A 19,170-nucleotide genomic window follows, 5' to 3' on the forward strand; every position below is an offset into this window, starting at 1 on the left:
GTTACGCACCGCCCCACCGGCGGCCCGGGTCCGATCCTCCTTCCCACCACCCGTTCCCGTACCACGGAGTCCTGATGTCCCACCTCCCCGGCCCGATCGACCCGCCCGCCCGCCTGCTCATGGGCCCCGGCCCGATCTCGGCGTACCCCAGCGTGCTGCGCGCGATGGGGGCACCCCTCGTCGGCCAGTACGACCCGTTCATGACGGCGACGATGACCGAGACGCAAGAGCTGTACCGGCAGGTCTGGGCCACCGACAACGACGCCACGGTGCTCGTCGACGGGACGAGCCGAGCGGGCATCGAAGCCGCGTTGGTTTCGCTCATCCGCCCCGGCGATCGTGTGCTCGTGCCCGTGTTCGGCCGTTTCGGCCACCTCCTCGCCGAGATCGCCGAGCGCGCGCTCGCCGAGGTGCACACGATCGAGGTGCCGTGGGGACAGGTGTTCCCGGTGTCCGCGATCCGTGAGGCGATCGAGCGGGTGAAGCCGCACCTCGTCGCGTGCGTGCAGGGCGACACCTCGACCACGATGCTCCAGCCGCTCGACGAGATCGGTGAGATCTGCCGCGCCCACGGCGCTCTGTTCTACACCGACGCCACCGCCTCGCTCGGCGGCAACCCCTTCGAGATGGACGCCTGGGGCCTGGATGCCGCGACCGCGGGCCTGCAGAAGTGCCTCGGCGGCCCCTCGGGTTCGGCACCGCTGAGCCTGTCCGACCGTGCCGTCGAAGTGGTGCGCTCGCGCGCCCGCGTCGAGGCCGGGATCCGGGAGGAGGGCGACGCCTCGGCATCCGATTTCATCCGCTCGAACTACTTCGACCTCGCGATGATCCTCGACTACTGGGGGCCGCGCCGCCTCAACCACCACACCGAGGCGACGACCATGCTCTACGGCGCGCGGGAGTGCGCCCGCGTGCTGCTCCTCGAGGGTCGGGATGCCGTGATCGCCCGCCACCGGCTGCACGGCGACGCGATGCTCGCCGGCGTGGAGGGCCTGGGGCTCACCGTCTTCGGCGACGTGGCCCACAAGATGACCAACGTGGTGGCGGTGGAGATCCCGGATGCCGTGGTCGGCGACGCCGTGCGCAGCGAGCTGCTCAGCGACTTCGGCATCGAGATCGGCACCTCGTTCGGTCCGTTGCACGGCCGAGTCTGGCGCATCGGGACGATGGGCTACAACGCCCGCACCGACGCGGTGCTGACCACCCTCGCCGCTCTCGAGACGGTGCTGCGGCGCCACGGTGCGGCGGTGCCGGCGGGCGGGGGCGTCGAGGCGGCCCAGGGCGTCTACGCGGCGGCTCGGTCGTGAAGTCCGTCGTTGCGCGGGGAGCTCGCGCGTGACCACCGCCACCCGCCTGCAGGTCGCGCCCGGGCTCATCGCGTCGGCCGCGCGCCGCGTCATGGGCCGCTGCGAAGAGCTCGCCCGCGTCACCTCGACCCCCGGCTCGATCACCCGAGTCTACCTCTCGCCCGAGCACGCGCGTGTGAACCGCCTCGCCGCGGAGTGGATGCGCGAGCTCGGCATGACCACGCGCCAGGACGCGGCGGGCAACCAGGTCGGACGCCTCGCCCCCGTCGGAGCCCCCGATGCGCCGGCGCTGCTGATGGGCTCGCACCTCGACACGGTCCCGGACGCCGGACGCTTCGACGGCATCGTCGGAGTGCTGATGGCGCTCGAGGTCGTGCGGCTGATCCGTCGCATCGACGACGAGGGGACGGCATCCAGCCCCTTCCCCTTCGCTCTCGAGGTCATCGCCTTCAGCGACGAGGAGGGCACGCGCTTCGGCAAGGCCCTGCTGGGGTCGTCGGCCGTGGCCGGGCAGTGGGACGAGTCCTGGTGGGAGTTGACGGATGCCGACGGCTCGACGCTGCGCGAAGCCTTCCGCGAGTTCGGGCTCGATCCTGGTCGCGTAGACGAGGCCGCGCGGCGCCCCGAGCAGCTCGTCGGGTATCTCGAGGCGCATATTGAACAGGGGCCTGAGCTGCACCGCAGCGGGCAGGCGCTCGCGGCGGTGTCGTCGATCGCGTCGGCGCGGCGGTTCCAGCTCGCGGTCGAGGGGGAGGCCCGGCACGCGGGCGGCACGCCCTACGACATGCGCCGCGATGCCCTGCTCGGCGCGAGCGAGGCCGCTCTCGCGGTCGAGCGCATCTGCCGGGGTGAGCACCACATCGTGGGTACCGTAGGCCAGCTCGAGGCCTTCCCCGGAGCCGTCAACGTCGTGCCGGGCGAGGCGCACTTCTCTCTCGACCTGCGCGGAGAGTTCGACGACTCCCGCGACCACGCGTGGGACGAGATCGCACGCGAACTTGACGCCATCATGGGCCGTCGCGGGCTCCGCTGGACCGCGCGCGAGGTGCACAGCGCCCCGGCCGTGTTCTGCGCACCCCTGCTGCAGGACGTGGTGCGGGCGGGCATCGGCGGCGAAGCACCGACCCTCTTCAGCCGTGCGGGCCATGACGCGATGTCGATCGGCGCGATCACCGAGGTCGGCATGCTGTTCCTTCGCAACCCCGACGGCATCAGCCATCACCCCGACGAAGCCGTGGCCGGAGCGGATGTGGCGGCGGGGATCCGCGCGCTGGCCGAGGCGGTGCTGCACTTGGGGGCCGAGCGGCGCTGAGTTCCTCGTCGATCAGCGAGATGCCCGGGCAGTCGACATCGGTATCGCTCTTCGCCGTGACCGTGCTGTGCGGTGAGCAAGATCGACCGGCGTGGTCACCTGGCTGTACCTTCGCGGTGCGTTTGTGGTGCGAAACCGAACGGTTTCGCACCACCGTGCGTCAGGTCTTGATGAGGTGTCGCAGTGCTCGGGCTGCGGCGACGAGCTTGTTGAGCTTGTTCGGCAGTTTGACTTTGCCGAAGCTGTCGCTGGCGACCGGGCCGGCGAGGTGGTTTTGCAGGCGGCGGAAGCTGTCGATCTGGCGTGTCAGTAGGTCGATGTCCACGACGTCTTCGTTGGTTTCCGCGAGGAGGTAGAGGGGGCCGGTGACGAGGGCGATCGCGGGGATGCGGTGGTCGTAGAGCGGTTCGCCTTCGCCGAGGTGGATGAGGGCGCCGGGCTTGACGGGATGGCCGGTCGGGTCGACGCCGTTCCACGTCGCGCGGGCCAGATCCGCGAGTTCCTTGGTGGTGGCGTAGAGCAGTTCGGGTTCGAGTTTCCCGGTGGGGCCGTAGGTGCCGGTGGCGGGGTCGACGTCGTAGTGCTTCGCGCCGAGGTGTTCGATCGCCAGGCCAGCGACGGCGTGTAGCGGACTCCCGGTTGACCACATCTCTGGGTGCGCGTCCAGCCAGGCGGTGGTGGCTTGGCCGTGGGAGGTGACGGCGGGGATGCGGAGGTGTCCGGCGGTGTAGATGAACACGATGGTGCGGTTGTGGGGCGCTGCTGCGGCGTCACGCGCGAGGGTGAGTAGTCCGATGTGGCCGTTCTCTTCGACGGCGTTGCCGCCGTCGCTGTGGGTGACTACCAGGATTGCTTCGTGGGCGTCGCTCCCGGAGCCGGGGGAGACAGCCCAGAGGGTGTCCATCGTGGCGCCGGGCACTCGCTCGGCGGCGAGGACGACTGTGGCGGTGGCGCCGGCTTCGGCCGCGGCGACGAGCGCGTCGGCTTCGGACTCGGGAGCCCACACGGCCGGGATGCCCTGGTAGTCACGGGTGAACGGCAGGTACTGCGCGTGCGCGGCCCCATCGGGTAGGTCACGCCAGACAGCGATCACCGCTCGCACCCCGGCTGCGCACGCCTTCGCCAGATCGGTGCCGCCAAGCTCTGACCCGACAACGGGGTTGGCGATCGAATCGAACGGATAGGTGCCGTCCCACGTGTCGACCAAGAGGGAGGAGGGGACGTCGATGTTGCGCATCTCCACCAGGGCGATCTTCCCCGCAGCGTTCGCCCACTTCTTGCGTCGTCCGCGCAGGAGGACGAGGGGCGCCGTGACGCCCTCCGGGGGTGTCTCGCCGGAGTAGGGCCACGCCGAGGAGAGTTTCACCGCGCGGCCGGCGACGGTGAGCGCGACGTTTTCCGGGGACACGTCCCAGCGTTCGAAGGAGTGCGGGTCACGGTGCACCTGGTAGCCCAGGTCGGTGAGGTCTTGAGCGACGTCTTCGATGAGCGCGTGGTGCGCGCTAGTGGCGGAGTTGCGCGGGCCGAGTTCGTGCAGTCGACGGATCCGTGCGGCGTAGTCAGTCATGAGACCTCCTGAACGTGAGCGCTCGGGAGAACAAGGGGTGGTGTGACATGCGCGAGGGCGTTGTTCAGTGCGGGTAGGTCGATGCCGCGCGCGGCGAGCTGAGCAGCACCATCGGTAGACGCTTGGGCAATGCGGGGCGCGACCGCCTCCGCCGCCTCGAGGCCGGCGGGGGTGAGGCGGACGAGCACGCGGCGCCTGTTCGCCTCGTCAGGGCGCCGCTCGACAAGTCCGCGGTTTTCGAGGTGGCGCACCCGGTGGGTTACCGACCCCGCCGTGATGAAGAGCTGTGCCTGAAGGTCGCCCATCGCGATGTCCACCGGCGAGTACCTCCACAGCACGAACAGAACGTCCCACTCCCAAAGGTCCAGCTCACTCCCCGCCAACACCACTGCCGAGTAGGCGGCGAGGGTGCGGTGCGCGAGAAACAGTCGCCGGTTCAGCTCCAACGCCGACAAGTCCGCGTCGGGGAACCGAGCACCCCAGGCCTTCAAAACCTCATCCATGGCGTCTGTCATGACACCTCCAAAACTTTTATATCAAAATGTCGCGTACAGCATGCGCCTTGCTTTCCTCACGTCATCTGTACGGGGCAGGTGTGCTGCAGTACCGATCGGTTTCACGCCTCCGCGGGACCGTCGACGGGGCGCCGCAAATTGGCGGGCCCGCCAGGCGCGAGTCGCTAGCCTCGTTAGAACAGCGAGTTCAGCTCGCCGTAAGCGACGGCCGGGGCCAAGGGCCCATACGTGCCAGCAGTCAGCAGCTCGGTAGCGGCCGATCGAGCAATCTCGTACGCGGCCTGTGCCATGCCCGAGCCGACGCTCACGCGGGCCACTCCGAGTTCCGAGAGCTGCGCGGTGTTCGGGGAGCCGGGACCTACCATCACGTTCAGCGGGCCGTTGATCGCCTCAGCCAGCGCCCTGATCGTGTCGGCGTCGCCAACTCCGGGTACGAAGACACCGTCTGCTCCTGCTTCGAGGTACCGGTGCGCTCGGTGGAGGGTCTCAACGAGGCGCTGCTCCGGCGTGACCAGGCCGGCGAGGTACACGTCCGTCCGCGCGTTGATGAACATCGGCACCCCGGCGCGATCCGCTGTGCGTCGAGCCGCGCCGATACGAGCTATCAGCTCTGCTGGGGGCAGTGCGCCGTCCTCGATGTTGATGCCGACCGCACCGGCCTCGAGAACGGCGTCGACCGTCTGCTCCACGCCGTCTGCGTCATCGGCGTAGCCGGCTTCGATGTCAGCGGTGACCGGCACGGTGACCGCGCTTGCGATCCGAGCGAGTGCCGCGATGGCCTCCTCGCGCCCGAGCGCGTTACCGTCCGCATGACCGAGTGACCATGCGACACCTGCGCTGGTGGTAGCGATGGCTGGCGCACCCGCGCTCTCGACGAGTCGGGCGCTTGCTACGTCCCAGGCGTTGGCGAGAAGGAGCGGGTGTGCGGGGTTCTGGTGCAGCATGTGGAAGGCGGCGGCCTGCGTGGTTCTGTCGTTCACCTGCTCAGTTCATCCGAGCCGCGGTCCCGTTTCTGGCGGATATCGGACGACGCGGTCAGCGTTACAGCGGTCTCGATAGCCGATCGCTAGACGAGACGTCCGGCTGTGCCTCGTGACCGTGGTCAGCGATGGAGCTCGACGCCATCATGGGTCGTCGCGCGTTCCGCCGGACGGCCCGCGAGGTGCACAGCGCCCCGAGGCCGTGCTGCACCTCGGGGCCGAGCCGCGCTGAGTTCCGCGTCGAGCGTGATTCCCGGGCGGTCGCGACCGCTGTCGTAGCCCGCCCGTGCGCATGCCGCGCGGGCGCCCGGTGCAGGCCACGAGAACGCGGGTGGCCCCCTCGGTCATCGGGCGCCCTGCGGAAGAATCGAGTCATGACCCCCACCCCTGACGTCCTCGAACTCCTCGCTTTCGCCGCCGAGCCCGGCGGCGGCAATCCCGCGGGTGTGGTCCTGGATGCCGTGGGTCTCAGCGACGCGGAGATGCAGCGGATCGCGGCCGACCTGGGGCATCCCGAGACCGCGTTCGTGGGCGCCCGCGAGGGGCGCCGCGTCGCCGTGCGCTACTTCTCGCCTGACGATGAGGTGCCGTTCTGCGGGCACGCGACCGTCGCGACCGCCGTCGCGCTCGCCGAGGTCGAGGGGCCGGGGTCGTTCGTGTTCGACACCGCCGCCGGGGTCGTCGAAGTGACGACCGAGCGCGGAGCAGAGGGGCGTGTGACGGCCGGATTCACGAGCGTCGAGCCGTACGTCGTCGACCTCGAAGCAGACGTCGCCGACCGCCTGCTCGGCCTTCTCGGGCTCTCTCACACGGACCTCGACGAGCGGATGCCGCTGGCCCAATCGTTCGCAGGCAACCTGCACCCGGTCGTCGCCGTGCGGGAGCAGCACACGTTCGATTCCTTCACGTTCGCGCCCGCACCCGTGCGCGCTCTGCTCGACGAGCGCGGATGGAAGGGCACGATCATCGTCGTCCATGTCGACGCTGCGATCGCCGACGGCGTGGTGATCGAGGCGAGGAATCTCTTCCCGGTGGCCGACATCACCGAGGACCCCGCGACGGGATCCGCGGCGGCGTCGCTCGGCGCGTATCTGCGCGACCGCGTCGGCCTCCCGGCTCCGTTCGGATTCAGCGTCCGGCAGGGTCGACACATCGGTCGGCCGAGCGTGCTGGACGTCGAGGTTCCGGCATCCGGTGGCGTCGTCGTGCGGGGCTCGGCGACGCCCCTCTGATCCGCGCCGGCGGGTCGTGCCCTCCCCGGAAACGGGAGGGCGCGGCAGGGGCCACCCCGCGGACGGGGCTGCCACTCACATGACGGCCGACACGCTCTGCAACCGCATGGGGCGCGACTCGGACCGCGACCGAACCGACCCGGTGCCGGGGCCTCCGCTCACATGATCCAGATGCGCTCGCCGTGGTGCACGTCGAAGCACTCGTACGGGCCGAGGTCGTCGATCGCCCTCACGACCGTGCCGTTCTCGAACGTCAACGCGAGGCTCGAGGGCGCGTCGACCCGCACTGCCGTCACGGTCAGCGCGAGCAGGTCGAGCAGCGGCGCCGCGAGAGCGCGGGAGTCTTCGGCGGATCTCTCGTCGCCGCCCGGGACGGTCACGGCGAGCGGCCCCTCGACGTCGAGGCCCACGCCTTCGTCGAAGAACAGCGACACCTTGTAGCGGCCGAAGGTCACGGCATCCAGGCGTCGCCCCTCGAAGAAGTCGAACGTCTCGTCTGCGGGAATGCCGTACACAGCGGTCAGCCTAGGCGGCGTCACCGCCGGCCAGCCGCCACACGCGGTCGCGCGAGAACGGCAGCTCGTACCCGCGTCGCCCGAGCGCGCGCGAGACGGCGTTGCCGATCGCGGCTCCCACGGGGTTGTACGGCGACTCGCTCATCGACTTCGCGCCGAACGGACCCAGGGTGTCGTCGGTCTCGGCGAAGTACACCTCGGTGTCGGGCACGTCGGCGAACTGCGGCACGCGGTAGGTGCGGAACACCGGGTTCTGCACGACGCCGTCCTCGAGGTACACCTCTTCGTACAGCGCCCCGCCCAGGGCCTGAGCGGCGCCGCCCTCGATCTGCCCGCGGCACTGGGCCGGGTTGATGACGACTCCCGCGTCGGCCGACTGGATCGACTGCAGCACCTTCACCGTTCCGGTTTCGGGGTCGACCGCGACGCGCACCGCGTGCACGTTGAACGCGAGCGACCGGAAATCGCCGAACTCCGCGCCGTCCGCGGTGAGTTCTCCCGCGCCCCCGGCCTCGACGATCCGCGCCCACGAGACGATCTCGCCTCCGGATCGGATTCCGGATGCCACGACCTCAGCCTCCGTGGCATCGCTCCGCGTGAGGTCGGCGGCGATCGCGAGCATCCGCCGCTTCAGCGCGAGGCAGGCGCCGTACAACGCCTTGCCGGCGACCACCGTTCCCGCCGAGGCGAAGGCCCCGGTGTCGTGGCGCACCGCGTCGGTGTCGGCGGCCCACAGCTCAAGCCGGTCGGGGGCCGCATCGAAGACGGTCGCGGCGATCTGCCGGTGCACGGTCGAGGTGCCGTTGCCGAACTCCGCCGTGCCGACGCGCAACAGGTAGGTGCCGTCGGGGCGCAGGGTCGCGCTCGTGTGGGCGATGTGCCCGCGTGGCGCCATGGTCGCGATCATCGCGGCGGCCATGCCCTCGCCGACGAGCCAGCCCGCCGGGGCCTCGGCGCCGTTGCCGCGCCGCAGCGCCTCCTGCGCGAGGTCGAGGCACTGGTCGAGACCGTAGCTGCCCCAGATGAGGTCTTCCTCGTGGGGCTCCTCGCCGTCGTCGGGGTGCAGGGAGTCGCCCTCTCGGACGGCGTTGATGCGGCGCAGGTCGAAGGGGTCGATGTCGAGCGCTTCCGCGAGGGCGTCCATCGCCGACTCGACCGCGAAGACCACCTGCCCGAGCCCGTACCCGCGGAACGCTCCCGACGGCGGGTTGTTCGTGTAGACCGCCTCGGCATCGATCCACTTCACCGGAACCCGGTACAGCGTCGTCGATTCGGCGCACGAGTGGAAGAGCACGCCGATCGCGTGGTTGCCGTAGGCCCCGGTGTCGCTCAGCACGTCGATCTTCATCGCGGTGAGGGTGCCGTCGGCATCCGCTCCCAGCGTCGTCTTCACGCGCATCGGATGCCGCAGCGAGGCCCGCACGAACTGATCGGTGCGCGAGAACTCGTAGGCGACGGGCCGCCCGAGCTTCAGCACGGCGAGGGCGGTGAGGTCCTCGGTGAAGAGCTCCTGCTTGCCGCCGAAGCCGCCGCCCACGCGCGTCGCGTACACGCGCACACGGTCGCGCTCCAGGCCGAACACGTGCGCGAGTTCGTCGCGGGCGAGGAACGGCACCTGGGTCGATGAGCGGATCACCAGGCGCCCCTCGTCGTCGAGCCAGCCGACCGCGCCGTGCGTCTCGAGGGCCGCGTGCGTGACGCGCGACGACCTCCACTCGCCGGTCACGGTGGTGTGGCTGGCATCCAGGGCAGCCTCGATGTCACCGCCGTGGCCCACGTGGAACCCGGCCACGACGTTGCGGCCGGCATCCATCACGCGTTCGTCGGGTGTGCGGTCGGGATGCAGCAGGGGAGCACCGGGCTGACGCGCCTGCTCGGGGTCGAAGACCGCGGGCAGCACCTCGTACTCGATGGTGATCGCTCGGCATCCGGCATCCGCGGCTTCCGCCGTCTCCGCGACGACCGCCACGACCCGCTGGCCGACGTGCCGCACGACGTCGTCGAGCATGCGCGTGTCGTCGGGGTCGTCGGTGCGGTGCTCGTGGCGCCCGGTCGAGTACCGCACGGCGGGGACGTCTTCGTGGGTGAACACGGCCACGACCCCGGGTACCGCGAGGGCATCCGCGGTGTCGATCGAGACCACGCGGGCGTGCGCGTGCGGCGAGGTCACGACGCGCAGCACGAGCGGCGGACCGCCGGGCACGGGTTCGTCGAAGGTGAACGGCTCGCGCCCCTGGACGATGCGCCGAGCGGCCTCGGGAACGGCCGAGGCTCCGACGCGTCCGGCCGAGAAGGAGGCTCCGGATGCCACGGTCTCGCCGTGGCCGTCGCACGAAGCGCCGCACGAGGGCTCGGGGATTCGCGCCCCCGTCTCGCGCACCGGCCCGAGCACCGACTCCCGGATCGCCTCGCGGATCGGGCGGTACCCGGTGCAGCGGCAGAGGTTGCCCTTCATGCGGCGGTCGAGGTCGGGCAGGTCGTCGGCGGTGAGAGTGGATGCCGTGACGCTCATGCCCGGCGTGCAGAAGCCGCACTGGAAGCCGAAGCCGGTCGCCAAGGCTTCTTGTACGGGGTGCAGCTCGTCGCCGGGCGCCAGGCCTGCGGCCGTGGTGATCGCGCGGCCCTCGAGTCGCATCGCGGGGATGATGCACGAATGGGTGGGCGTGCCGTCGAGCAGCACCGAGCACGCGCCGCAGTCGCCCGCGTCGCAGCCCTTCTTGACCTCGACGTGGCCGGTCTCGCGCAGCAGCGTACGGGCACTCTGACCGGGGCGGGGGTCGACCTCGACGGGGGAGCCGTTGACCTCGAACCTCACGCGACGCCTTCCTGCAGCTCGCGCGCGAAGCGCGCGCGCAGTCGTTCCGCGAGCACGACGCTGACGCCCCGACGCCAGTCCGCACTGCCCAGGGGGTCGGTGTAGAAGTCGCTCGCGGCGGCGACGGCATCCCGCAGCTCTCCCGCTCCAGGCACGTGCGAGAAGCGCAGCACGCGGGGCCGACGCACCGCGGCCGTCACGACGAACACCGCGGTGCCGTCGGGGTCGACGCGAGCCGTGACGACGGCGCCGGATCGGCCGAGTTCGGCCAGCGCGATCTTCTGCAGGCCGACTCGTGCCGTAAGCGCATGCAGGGGGATGTCGAGGGCGCGCACGACCTCACCGGGCGCGAGGGAGGTCGCCGCGTTGTCGACGACGAGCTCGGCCACGGCGATCCGTCGCTCGCCGCCGTCGGGCGTCCAGATCAGGGCCGTGGCGTCGAGGGTCGACAGCAGCGCGATCATGGCTCCGGCCGCGAACGCCTGGCAGACGTTGCCGCCGACGGTGGCGGTGTTCCAGATCTTGAACGAGGCCAGCAGCGCGTCGGCGCAGGGGCGCGCCAGGGCGAGCGAGGACCAGGCCGGAGGAGCTTCGCGTTCGACCCACGAGAGGAGCCGTGCGATCGTGCAGGTCGCGCCGATGCGAAGGCCCTCGTCAGTGACTTCGAGGTCGCGCCAGTCCAGGGTCGTCAGGTCGACGAACCCCGTGGTGCCGGGCTGCGGCTCGCTCATGATCCAGGTGCCGCCGGCGAGGACGACCTCTCCCGGTGCGAGGGCGAGATCGGCGCGCGTGCGGGCGGCGCGGTACGAGGTGACGGTCGTGATGTCCATGTCTCAGCCCGCCAGGATCCGGCCCGACCAACGGCCGTCGGCGAGTGTGTAGTGCTGGCGCGTGCTCTGACCGATCGGGTCGCCGCGCCAGAACGTCAGCGTCACCGGGCGCAGCCGGAATCCGACCCACCGCTCGGGCGGGTCGAGCGCGGGGTGGGCGTCGGAGAACTCCGCCCACAGGTGGTGCCGGGCGTCGACCGGAAGGTGGGCGTTCTCGTGCGTGTTCAGCCACGCGAGCAGCTGCAGATACCGGGACCGTTCGCGATAGACGGCCGCCGCCTCGGCGGTGCTCACCCGCTCGACGATCCCGCGCAGGACGAGTTGGCGCCCGATCTCGGGCCACGCGACGGCCATCGCGGCGACCGGGTTCGCGGCGATCTCGGCGACCTTCGCGCTGGCCGAATCGGTGTGGAAGCAGACGCCCGCGGCATCCCGGTCGCTGATCAGCACATGGCGGAGAGACGGGATGCCGTCGAGCCCCACCGTCGAGAGGGCCGCGAGCGGCCGCAACTCCCCGTCGTGGGGAGGGAGCCACCGCTGCATCAGCGCAAGAGGGTCGTCGACGAGCACGTCGATGTCGTCGACGTCGGAACCGAACGTGGTGCCGGCCGTGATCATGGCCACCTCCGGGGGCTGCAGCGGGTAGGCCCGAGCGTAGGCAGCCCGCGTTTCGGCGATGTTGCCGCTATGAACATTCGTCGAAACACGCGCTCCCTACACTCCGGTCATGACCCTGCTTCCCGTGATCGACGCGTGCCCCAAGCACATGGAGTACGGCCCCTGCGGCGGGGTCGGATTCGACGGTTCGTGCGAGATCGACGCGACCCGTCGCTGCGCCTTCCTCCCTCGTCCGACCGTTCCGTGGGCGGGCGTCGATCGCGCGGTGGTTCCCTCGCCCGCGGCCCGCACGATCGCCGGGGAGCAGACCCTCGCCGCACTCGGAACCCGTCCCTGGGTGGTGGCCGACCTCCCCGCGCGGGCGCTGAGTGTCCCGTCGATCGACGCGTGCGCGGCCGTGCTCACGGGCGAGGTGGATGCCGTCCTCGCCGGCGACGCGGGAAGCGCGAGGGTGCAGTTCCCGCCGGCGTATCGCGCGCACCTGCTGCAGCGACGCGGACTGCGCGTGTGGACCGGGCTGAACATGCGCGACCGCAACCGCGTGGCGATCGAGGGAGAGCTTGCGGCCCTGGCCGTCGAGGGGGTGGCGGGCGTGCACTGCGTCACCGGCGACCACACGCGCACCGGCCATCGCCCCGATGCGGCTCCCGTCTTCGACCTCGACTCCACCGAGGCCGCGGCCCTCGCCCGCGCCTCGGGGCATGTCGTCTCGGTCGCCGCGTCTCCCGCCGCACCGCCCGTCGACCGTCGCGCCGCGCGACTGCGCGAGAAGGTGCGTGCCGGGGCCGACGTCTGCTTCGTGAACCACGCCGGCGGGGCCGAGCCCGTGCGCCGGTTCATCGACGAGGTCGCAGACGGCATCCGATTCATCCCGTGCGTGCCGGTGGTCGTCGACCACGCCTCGGCCGACCTGCTGGAATCGTTCACGACCCTGGTACTGCCCGAGGGGTTCCTCGAACGCGTGCGCGGCGCCCGCGACCCGCGGGCCGAGGGGATCGCCCTCGCCGTCGCTCTCGCTGAGGAGATGCTCGCGCTGCCCGGCGTCGTCGGGGTGAACCTGTCGGGCGGGCGTGACGGCGCCGAGGAATCATTCGCCGAGGCGATGGCGGAGGTGGCGCGGCGGCTGCGGTGAGGCCCTACCGTGGGTCGCGGCGGGCCATACTCCTGAGATTCCGCCGGTCGGGTGCCGCGGCGCGCCGATTCCCCGCGGCTCGAGCCGGCGCGGCTGACGTTTCTCAGGAGTTCCGCCCGGCTCGGGCGCGGCCACGCGCCCGCGTCAGTGCATGATCATGCCGCCGGTGACGTTGATCGCCTGACCGGTGAGGTAGCCGCCCGCGGGCGACGCGAGGAAGTGGGTGACCCCGGCCACGTCCTCGGGCGCCCCCAGTCGCCCGAGCGGCGACTTCGCGCTCCACGTGCGCACGTCGTCTTCGGAGCGGGTGTCGGCGCCCATGTCGGTGAGCACGTAACCGGGGCACACGGCGTTGACGCGCACACCGTGGCATCCCCACTCCTGGGCCCCCGCGCGCGTCAGCGCGACGACCGCGGCCTTCGATGCGGCGTAATGTCCCTCGCCGCCGCCGCCCTGTTTGGCGGCCATGCTGGCGATGTTGACGATCGCGCCGGAACGCGCCTCGAGCATCACGGGCACCGCGGCCTGCATGGTCACGAGCGTCGCTCGGGCGTTGATGTCGAGCACGAGGTCCCAGTCGTCGACCGTGATGTCGAGCAGCGACACGTGCTGGAACACCCCGGCGCAGTTCACGAGCACGTCGACCCCGCCGAGCGCGGCGATCGCCTCGCCGACCGCCCGCCGCGTGTCGAGGGGATCGCGCAGGTCGACGGAGAAGAAGAGGGATGCCGTGTCTCCGGCGGGAGGCCGACGATCGAGCACCGCGACCCGGGCGCCGTCCGTCAGGAACCGTTCGACGATCGCGGCGCCGATGCCGCCGGATCCTCCCGTGACGATGACGCGCTGGGACATGACGCTCCTTCCTTGGGGCGTCGGGTCGCCCTGGCCGCACGGTACGCCGAGCGGGTGCATCGTCCGAAGACGCCCGTGTTTCCGCGGCGTAACGCTTCGCCGGTCGCGTCGGGTCATCGGCATCCGTGGTTCTACGCTCGGCTCATCACCCGACCAAGCCTCAGGAGAGCCGTGCCCGTTCACCCCGCCATCACCGACCCCGCCGTGCGCGCGCACCTCGAGCGACTCTCGGCTCGAGCGGGCACGATCCCCTCGGGAGCGACGGATGCCGAGGGCGACGACGTCGCGCGCATCGCGGAGCTGCGAGCGAATCCGTCGTGGGTCCGCCTGCCCGACGACGACGCCCTCGAGTCGATCGACCTGGACGCCGACGGCCTGGCCCTGCGCCTGTACCGCCCGCGCGCGGGACAGCGCGGAACCCTCGTCTTCGCCCACGGAGGCGGATGGGTGGCGGGCGACCTCGACAACAACGACGCCCTGTGCCGCGCCCTCGCACTCGCCACCGGAACCCAGGTGCTCAGCGTCGACTACCGCCTCGCGCCCGAGCACCCCTTCCCCGCCGGGCTCGACGACCTCGACCGGGCCCTGCACTTCGCCGCGACCGGGGCGGAGGGACTCGTCGACCCCGCCCTCCTCGGCGTCGCCGGACACAGCGCGGGCGGCAACCTCGCCGCGGCTCTCGCGCTGCGCTCGCGGGAGGGCCGGGCTCCCGGCATCCGGTGCCAGGTGCTGTTGTGCCCGGTGCTCGACGCGCCCGACCCGACCCGGCCGAGCTACCGCGCCCACACCGATAATCTGCCGCTCACCGCGAAGGGGATGCAGTGGTACTGGGGGCTGTACGTTCCGGATGCCACGGACTCGGTGCCCGCCGGAGCCGCGCCGCTGCGCGCCGCCGACCTCGTCGGATCCGCGCCGGCGGTGATCGTCGCGGCCGAGGTCGACCCGCTGTCGGACGAGGCCCAGGAGTACGGCGACCGGCTCGCGGCATCCGGGGTCGCCGTCGACCTCGTGCGGCGCGAGGGGGTACCGCACCTGTTCCTCGTGTTCCCGTCGACGCCCGCGCGCGACGAGGTGCTGGCGCAGATCGCGCCGGCCGTGCGCCGCGCGTTCGCCTGAGGCCCCGGGGCCGCACCCCCCCCCGCGCCCTGCCGCGCCCCCGCCCCCGCGTCGCGCGCCGCGCCCGCCCCGCCGCTACCGCCGCCGCCCCACGACGTTGAGTGTCCAAAACACCCGGAGGCCTTGAAAATTCGTCCGGGTTTCTTGGACACTCAACGTCGCGAACGGGAGGGTCGCGAACGGGAGGGCCGCGAACGGGGCGGGCCGCGAACGGTGCCGACCCGTCCGATTGAGTGTCCACAACACCCGGACGCCGTGAGAATGCGTTCGGGTGTCTTGGACACTCGACGCGGTCGCCGGCTGCTCCCGACCCCGCAAACAACCCGCCACCCGCCTGGAACACCGCGGAAACACGCCATTGTTACCGTGATCAACATGTCGCTCCTGGTCACGAACGCACGCCTCATCACGGTCCCCGCGGGCACCGACGACCCCGGCTACATCGAGCGCGGGTACATGCTCGTGCGCGACGGCCGCATCGCCGCGATCGGCGCGGGCGACCCCGCCCCCGGCCTCACCGCCGACGAGACGCTCGACGTCGCCGGCAAGTTCGTCGCCCCGGGCTTCGTCTCGTCGCACAGCCACCTCTTCACGAGCGGTTCGCGCGGACTCGGCGTCGACCAGACGCTCTACGGCTGGTGCACCTCGATGTTCAGCGTGCTCAACAACGCCTCGCCCGACCAGATCTACTGGGCGACGCTGCACGGCTCGCTCGACTTCCTCGCCAACGGCGTGACCACGGCGTACAACTTCACCGACCCGCTGCTGCCGTGGGAGCCGATGGTCGACGGCAAGCGCGCCGACGGCGGCGGACAGCTCCGCGACCACGCCTGGCACACGCGCCAGGCCGACGGATGCCACGACGCCGGCCTCCGCTTCGTCGACTCGATCGCCCTGGATGCCACCGTCGGCACCGACGACGAGATCTTCGCCCGCTTCGAGGCCTCGCTCGACCACGTTCTCGCCATGGACCCCGACATCGCGCTCGGCGCCTCGATCATGGGCCAGGTGCAGTGGTCGACGCGGCCCGACGCCGCCGAGATCGAGGTCGCCGTCATGGACCGCTTCGGGGTCACCAACCAGGCGCACTTCCTCGAGACGTACGAGGCCATCGAGCACCAGCAGACCAAGTTCCAGCTGTACAAGAACGCCGGAGCTCTCCGCCCCGGCATGATGTTCGGCCACTTCATCCAGACGACTCCCGAGATCATCGCGGATGCCGCGGCGGGCGGCGCCAGCATGTCGTGGCAGCCCGCGTCGAACGGGCGCCTGGCGTCGGGCATCGCCCACGTTCCCGAGATGCTCGAGCAGGGCATGAAGGTCGGCATGGGCCTCGACGACCAGGCCTGCACCGACGTCGCCGACCCGTGGCAGAACATGCGCATGGGCATGTTCATGCAGCGCGCCCGCACCCACGACCCGCTGTCGATGATGCCCGAGCGCGTCCTGCGCCTGCACACCCTCGGCGGCGCGGAGATCATGGGCGTCGATGACCGCGTCGGCAGCCTCGAGGTGGGCAAGTTCGCCGACTTCGTGGTCGTCGACCCGCGCACCCCCGACATCGGCCCGCTCTGGAACCCCGTGCGCAGCTACGTGCTCGCCTGCGGCCTGCGGAACCTGCAGCAGGTGTACGTCGGCGGCAAGCTCGTCAACGACCGGGGCGTCTCGACGAACCCGCTTGCCGAAGAGGCCACGCGCGTCCTGCACGAGGAGCTGCCCGCTCTGGCCGAGGAGTTCGGCGTCATCCTCTAGCCCGCGCCGACTCGCGCCGGCCCGCGCCGGCCCGCCCCGGCTCGCGCTGGCCCGCGCTAGCTCGCGCTGGCTCGCGCCGACTCGCGTCGGCCCGCGTCGGCCCGCGCCGGCCCGCGACGGGCCGCCCCGGCCGCGGCCGTCGGGCCCCGGCATCCGGGGTCTCTCCCGCCTATCCCGTCGAGTGTCCAGAACATGCCGCAGAGGCCTGGGCCCACCCGGCGTGTCTTGGACACTCAACGCTCCGCCGCACACTGAGTGTCCGAAACACCCGGACGCGATGGCGCGGTCGTCCGGGTTTCTTGGACACTCGACGTACCGCACACCCGACGTCCGCGGGGCGCACCCTCGCGTTCGCGAGGCGGGCATGCGACCCTGGGGGCATGCGCCGACGCATCGCGGGTCTCGACGTCCACACCTCGCTCGACGACCTCGCCGGCCGCGACGTCCTCCTCTGGCACCACGGCTCCCCGCAGACCGGTGCCATCCTCGCGCCGGTGCAAGCCGTCGCCGATGCCCACGGCCTCGCCGTCGTCTCCGTCGCCCGCCCCGCCTACGCCGGGTCGGACCGTCGCCCCGGCCGGACCGTCGCCGACGTCGCCGCGGGCCTCGTTCCCGTGCTCGACGCTCTGGGGGTGGCATCCGTCGTCTCCGTGGGTGCGTCCGGCGGCGGACCGCACGCCCTCGCGTGTGCGGCGGCCATACCCGGTCTCGTCGGCGAGGTCGTCACGTTCGCGAGCCCCGCACCGTTCTCGGGCGACGACTCCTGGTTCGAGGGCATGCGGGCCCCCGGCGGGCTTCGAGCCGCGGTCGAGGGCGAGGCGGCCCGCCGCCGGTTCGCCGAGACCGACACGTTCGATCCGGAGCAGTTCGTGGATGCCGACTTCGCGGCCCTCGAGGGGGAGTGGGCCTCGCTCGGAGTCGATGCCGGCGCCGCCGAGGCGGAGGGCCCCGACGGGCTCATCGACGACGACCTCGCGTTCACGCGGCCGTGGGGTTTCGATCTCGCCGGGGTGTCGGCATCCGTCCTGCTCGTGCAGGGGGAGCGCGATCGCGTCGTTCCTCCCGCTCACGCACGCAGGTTGAAGGCGGCCCTCCCTCACGCGACGCTCGACCTGCACCCCACCGACGGTCACGTCTCGGTGCTGCGGCACCTGGGCACCGCGCTCTGCCGTTGAGTGTCCGAAACACCCGGACGCTATGCCGCAGTCTTCCGGGTTTCTTGGACACTCAACCCGCTGGACCCTCGGCGTCGCGCTCGCTCGGCGTTCCGCTTGATCGGCGTTCCGCTCCCTCCGAGGCCCGCGGCCCGCGGGGCGGGCGTCCCACTCCCCGACGCGTCAGCGACGCCGTGCCACCCGCAGCAACCCTTCGCCCGCCGCCGCGACCGCCGCGGCCAGCGCCAGCGACACCGCGATGGTGACCAGGGCCGTGGCGGGGCCCGTGGCATCCAGGGCCGCTCCGGCGATCACGCCGCCGATCGGCACGCCCAGCGACATCGCCGCGGTCGGATACGCGAGGGTCTCAGTCACACGACCCTCGGGGGCGCGGGCGGATGCCACGAGGATGCCCGACACCATCACCGGCGATACCGCGAGCCCGAGCAGCAGGATCACCCCGAACAGCGCCGGCGCGGATCCCTGCGCGAACGGCAGCGCGAGGGCGACGGCGCAGGCCAGGGCCGCGAAGAGGATGTACCGCGCGGCGGGTGAGAGCTTCCAGGTTCGCGCTCCCGTGATGACCGAGCCGATCGCGATCGCGACGGCCAGCGCGCTGAAGGCCGGGCCCGCGAGCCAGGGGCGTTCGCTCAGCTCCGCCCAGCCGACGAGGCTCACGTCGAACGCGCCGAAGACACCGCCGAGCGCGATGCAGGCGATCGCGATGGGGATCACCCCCGCGGGCGGGAGCACCAGCCCGCGCCGGGGACCGTGCGGGGCGGGATCGGGCTGGGTGCCCCGCTGCGCGGCGAGCCACACCCCGCCGATCACCCCGAGCCCCAGTGAACCGAGCATCGCGATCGCGGGGTCGAGGGTCGCGGCGACCGCGGTGATGGCCGGCGGCCCCGAGATGAACACCATCTGATCCGCGATGGTCTCCAGGGCGAGCGCGGCCGTGCGCTGCGACGGAGGGGCGAGCACCGTCCACCGCGCCCGCACGGCCGAGGTGAGGTCGGGAGTCGCCGCTCCCGTGACGAACGCGGCGACGAGCCAGGTCCAGAACGGCGCGCCCGTCAGCACGAGGGCGAGGAATCCGGATGCCGCGAGCACGAGGCATCCGAGGGACACCAGGATGACGCGGGCCTGTCCGTGCCGATCCATCCGCGACGACCACAGCGGGGCCGCGATCGCCATGCCGACGACCAGTGGTGCGACGACGAGCCCGGCCGAGGCGAAACTGCCGGTCGTGGCCGAGACCAGCAGGATGATGCCGAGCGAAAGGGTCGCCCGGGGGAACCGCGCGAGGATGCCGGCGGCGACGAAGGTCCGCGCCCCGGGCAGGCGCAGCACCTGGCCGTAGGCCCGGACGCCCTGCGCCGGCTCGGCGGCGACGCTCACGCCTGCACCGCCGAGCCCGCGGTATCCCCTATCGCGTCCGCGTCGGCCGGTTCACTCAACCGACAGGACGGGCCC

16 protein-coding genes are annotated in these 19,170 nt (G+C 71.7%); 7 read left to right on the top strand and 9 right to left on the bottom strand.

Going from position 1 to position 19,170, the window contains the following annotated elements; genetic code table 11:
- The first annotated feature begins 74 nt into the window (after positions 1-74).
- Positions 75-1,307, top strand: a complete 1,233-nt coding sequence (locus J2X55_RS03610) for an alanine--glyoxylate aminotransferase family protein (RefSeq protein WP_309821906.1) — start codon at positions 75-77, stop codon at positions 1,305-1,307.
- Between the two features lie 28 nt (positions 1,308-1,335).
- On the top strand, positions 1,336-2,619 hold the full coding sequence (locus J2X55_RS03615; RefSeq protein ID WP_309821907.1) for an allantoate amidohydrolase: 1,284 nt from the start codon (positions 1,336-1,338) through the stop codon (positions 2,617-2,619).
- A 160-nt stretch (positions 2,620-2,779) separates the two neighbouring features.
- Here J2X55_RS03615 and J2X55_RS03620 read toward each other — a convergent pair whose 3' ends face one another.
- The 3 genes from J2X55_RS03620 to J2X55_RS03630 all read right to left on the bottom strand — a co-directional run bounded on the left by J2X55_RS03620 (position 2,780) and on the right by J2X55_RS03630 (position 5,681).
- On the bottom strand, positions 2,780-4,186 hold the full coding sequence (locus J2X55_RS03620; RefSeq protein ID WP_309821908.1) for a hypothetical protein: 1,407 nt from the start codon (positions 4,184-4,186) through the stop codon (positions 2,780-2,782).
- On the bottom strand, positions 4,183-4,701 hold the full coding sequence (locus J2X55_RS03625; protein ID WP_115916139.1) for a MarR family transcriptional regulator: 519 nt from the start codon (positions 4,699-4,701) through the stop codon (positions 4,183-4,185). The genes J2X55_RS03620 and J2X55_RS03625 overlap by 4 nt, the downstream gene beginning before the upstream one ends.
- Positions 4,702-4,874: 173 nt before the next feature.
- Entirely contained in the window at positions 4,875-5,681 is an 807-nt protein-coding gene (locus J2X55_RS03630; protein WP_309821909.1) for an isocitrate lyase/phosphoenolpyruvate mutase family protein, read from the bottom strand.
- A 374-nt stretch (positions 5,682-6,055) separates the two neighbouring features.
- On the opposite strand from J2X55_RS03630, the gene J2X55_RS03635 reads away from it, so the two are divergent.
- The gene (locus J2X55_RS03635; protein ID WP_309821911.1) at positions 6,056-6,913 is read left to right on the top strand and encodes a PhzF family phenazine biosynthesis protein; all 858 of its coding nucleotides are present in this window, start codon (positions 6,056-6,058) and stop codon (positions 6,911-6,913) included.
- Positions 6,914-7,071: 158 nt separating this feature from the next.
- On the opposite strand, the gene J2X55_RS03640 is transcribed toward J2X55_RS03635, so the two are convergent.
- Genes J2X55_RS03640 through J2X55_RS03655 form a run of 4 tightly spaced genes read right to left on the bottom strand, consistent with a single transcriptional unit; the run spans position 7,072 to position 11,691 of the window.
- Entirely contained in the window at positions 7,072-7,428 is a 357-nt protein-coding gene (locus J2X55_RS03640) for a DUF6188 family protein (RefSeq protein WP_103207000.1), read from the bottom strand.
- Between the two features lie 10 nt (positions 7,429-7,438).
- Positions 7,439-10,243, bottom strand: a complete 2,805-nt coding sequence (locus J2X55_RS03645; RefSeq protein WP_309821912.1) for a molybdopterin cofactor-binding domain-containing protein — start codon at positions 10,241-10,243, stop codon at positions 7,439-7,441.
- A complete protein-coding gene (locus tag J2X55_RS03650; protein ID WP_115916135.1) occupies positions 10,240-11,073 on the bottom strand; it encodes an FAD binding domain-containing protein in 834 nt (277 codons plus the stop codon). The genes J2X55_RS03645 and J2X55_RS03650 overlap by 4 nt, the downstream gene beginning before the upstream one ends.
- 3 nt (positions 11,074-11,076) lie before the next feature.
- Positions 11,077-11,691 (bottom strand): pyridoxal 5'-phosphate synthase, encoded by a 615-nt coding sequence (locus tag J2X55_RS03655; RefSeq protein WP_115916134.1) that lies wholly within the window; start codon positions 11,689-11,691, stop codon positions 11,077-11,079.
- Positions 11,692-11,800: 109 nt separating this feature from the next.
- Between J2X55_RS03655 and J2X55_RS03660 the strand changes: the two genes are divergently transcribed.
- Complete coding sequence (locus J2X55_RS03660; protein WP_309821913.1) at positions 11,801-12,823, top strand: methylenetetrahydrofolate reductase C-terminal domain-containing protein; 1,023 nt, start codon at positions 11,801-11,803, stop codon at positions 12,821-12,823.
- Between the two features lie 144 nt (positions 12,824-12,967).
- Here the strand turns inward: J2X55_RS03660 and J2X55_RS03665 are convergent, their stop codons facing one another.
- Positions 12,968-13,675, bottom strand: coding sequence for an SDR family NAD(P)-dependent oxidoreductase (locus tag J2X55_RS03665; protein ID WP_309821914.1), 708 nt, complete (start codon positions 13,673-13,675; stop codon positions 12,968-12,970).
- 171 nt (positions 13,676-13,846) lie between these two features.
- Here J2X55_RS03665 and J2X55_RS03670 point away from each other — a divergent pair, with 171 nt between their 5' ends.
- The 3 genes from J2X55_RS03670 (at position 13,847) to J2X55_RS03680 (ending at position 17,718) form a co-directional block, all read left to right on the top strand.
- Positions 13,847-14,791 carry an alpha/beta hydrolase gene (locus tag J2X55_RS03670; protein ID WP_309821915.1) on the top strand — a complete coding sequence of 315 codons (945 nt, stop codon included), beginning with the start codon at positions 13,847-13,849 and terminating at the stop codon, positions 14,789-14,791.
- Between the two features lie 375 nt (positions 14,792-15,166).
- Positions 15,167-16,543: an amidohydrolase family protein gene (locus J2X55_RS03675; RefSeq protein ID WP_309821916.1), complete on the top strand. Its 1,377-nt coding sequence runs from the start codon at positions 15,167-15,169 to the stop codon at positions 16,541-16,543.
- A 380-nt stretch (positions 16,544-16,923) separates the two neighbouring features.
- A complete protein-coding gene (locus J2X55_RS03680) occupies positions 16,924-17,718 on the top strand; it encodes an alpha/beta hydrolase (RefSeq protein WP_309821917.1) in 795 nt (264 codons plus the stop codon).
- 162 nt (positions 17,719-17,880) lie between these two features.
- Here J2X55_RS03680 and J2X55_RS03685 read toward each other — a convergent pair whose 3' ends face one another.
- Positions 17,881-19,095: an MFS transporter gene (locus tag J2X55_RS03685; RefSeq protein ID WP_309821918.1), complete on the bottom strand. Its 1,215-nt coding sequence runs from the start codon at positions 19,093-19,095 to the stop codon at positions 17,881-17,883.
- Positions 19,096-19,170 lie beyond the last annotated feature (75 nt).

It is taken from the genome of Microbacterium sp. 1154 (assembly GCF_031455375.1).
In the GTDB taxonomy this organism is placed as follows: Bacteria; Actinomycetota; Actinomycetes; order Actinomycetales; family Microbacteriaceae; genus Microbacterium.

Coding starts and splice junctions, on each gene's coding strand:
- J2X55_RS03680 (WP_309821917.1), top strand. CDS start 16,924: ATGCGCCGACGCATCGCGGGTCTCGACGTCCACACCTCGCTCGACGAC.
- J2X55_RS03620 (WP_309821908.1), bottom strand. CDS start 4,186: ATGACTGACTACGCCGCACGGATCCGTCGACTGCACGAACTCGGCCCG.
- J2X55_RS03665 (WP_309821914.1), bottom strand. CDS start 13,675: ATGTCCCAGCGCGTCATCGTCACGGGAGGATCCGGCGGCATCGGCGCC.
- J2X55_RS03655 (WP_115916134.1), bottom strand. CDS start 11,691: ATGATCACGGCCGGCACCACGTTCGGTTCCGACGTCGACGACATCGAC.
- J2X55_RS03675 (WP_309821916.1), top strand. CDS start 15,167: ATGTCGCTCCTGGTCACGAACGCACGCCTCATCACGGTCCCCGCGGGC.
- J2X55_RS03660 (WP_309821913.1), top strand. CDS start 11,801: ATGACCCTGCTTCCCGTGATCGACGCGTGCCCCAAGCACATGGAGTAC.
- J2X55_RS03650 (WP_115916135.1), bottom strand. CDS start 11,073: ATGGACATCACGACCGTCACCTCGTACCGCGCCGCCCGCACGCGCGCC.
- J2X55_RS03635 (WP_309821911.1), top strand. CDS start 6,056: ATGACCCCCACCCCTGACGTCCTCGAACTCCTCGCTTTCGCCGCCGAG.
- J2X55_RS03610 (WP_309821906.1), top strand. CDS start 75: ATGTCCCACCTCCCCGGCCCGATCGACCCGCCCGCCCGCCTGCTCATG.
- J2X55_RS03625 (WP_115916139.1), bottom strand. CDS start 4,701: ATGACAGACGCCATGGATGAGGTTTTGAAGGCCTGGGGTGCTCGGTTC.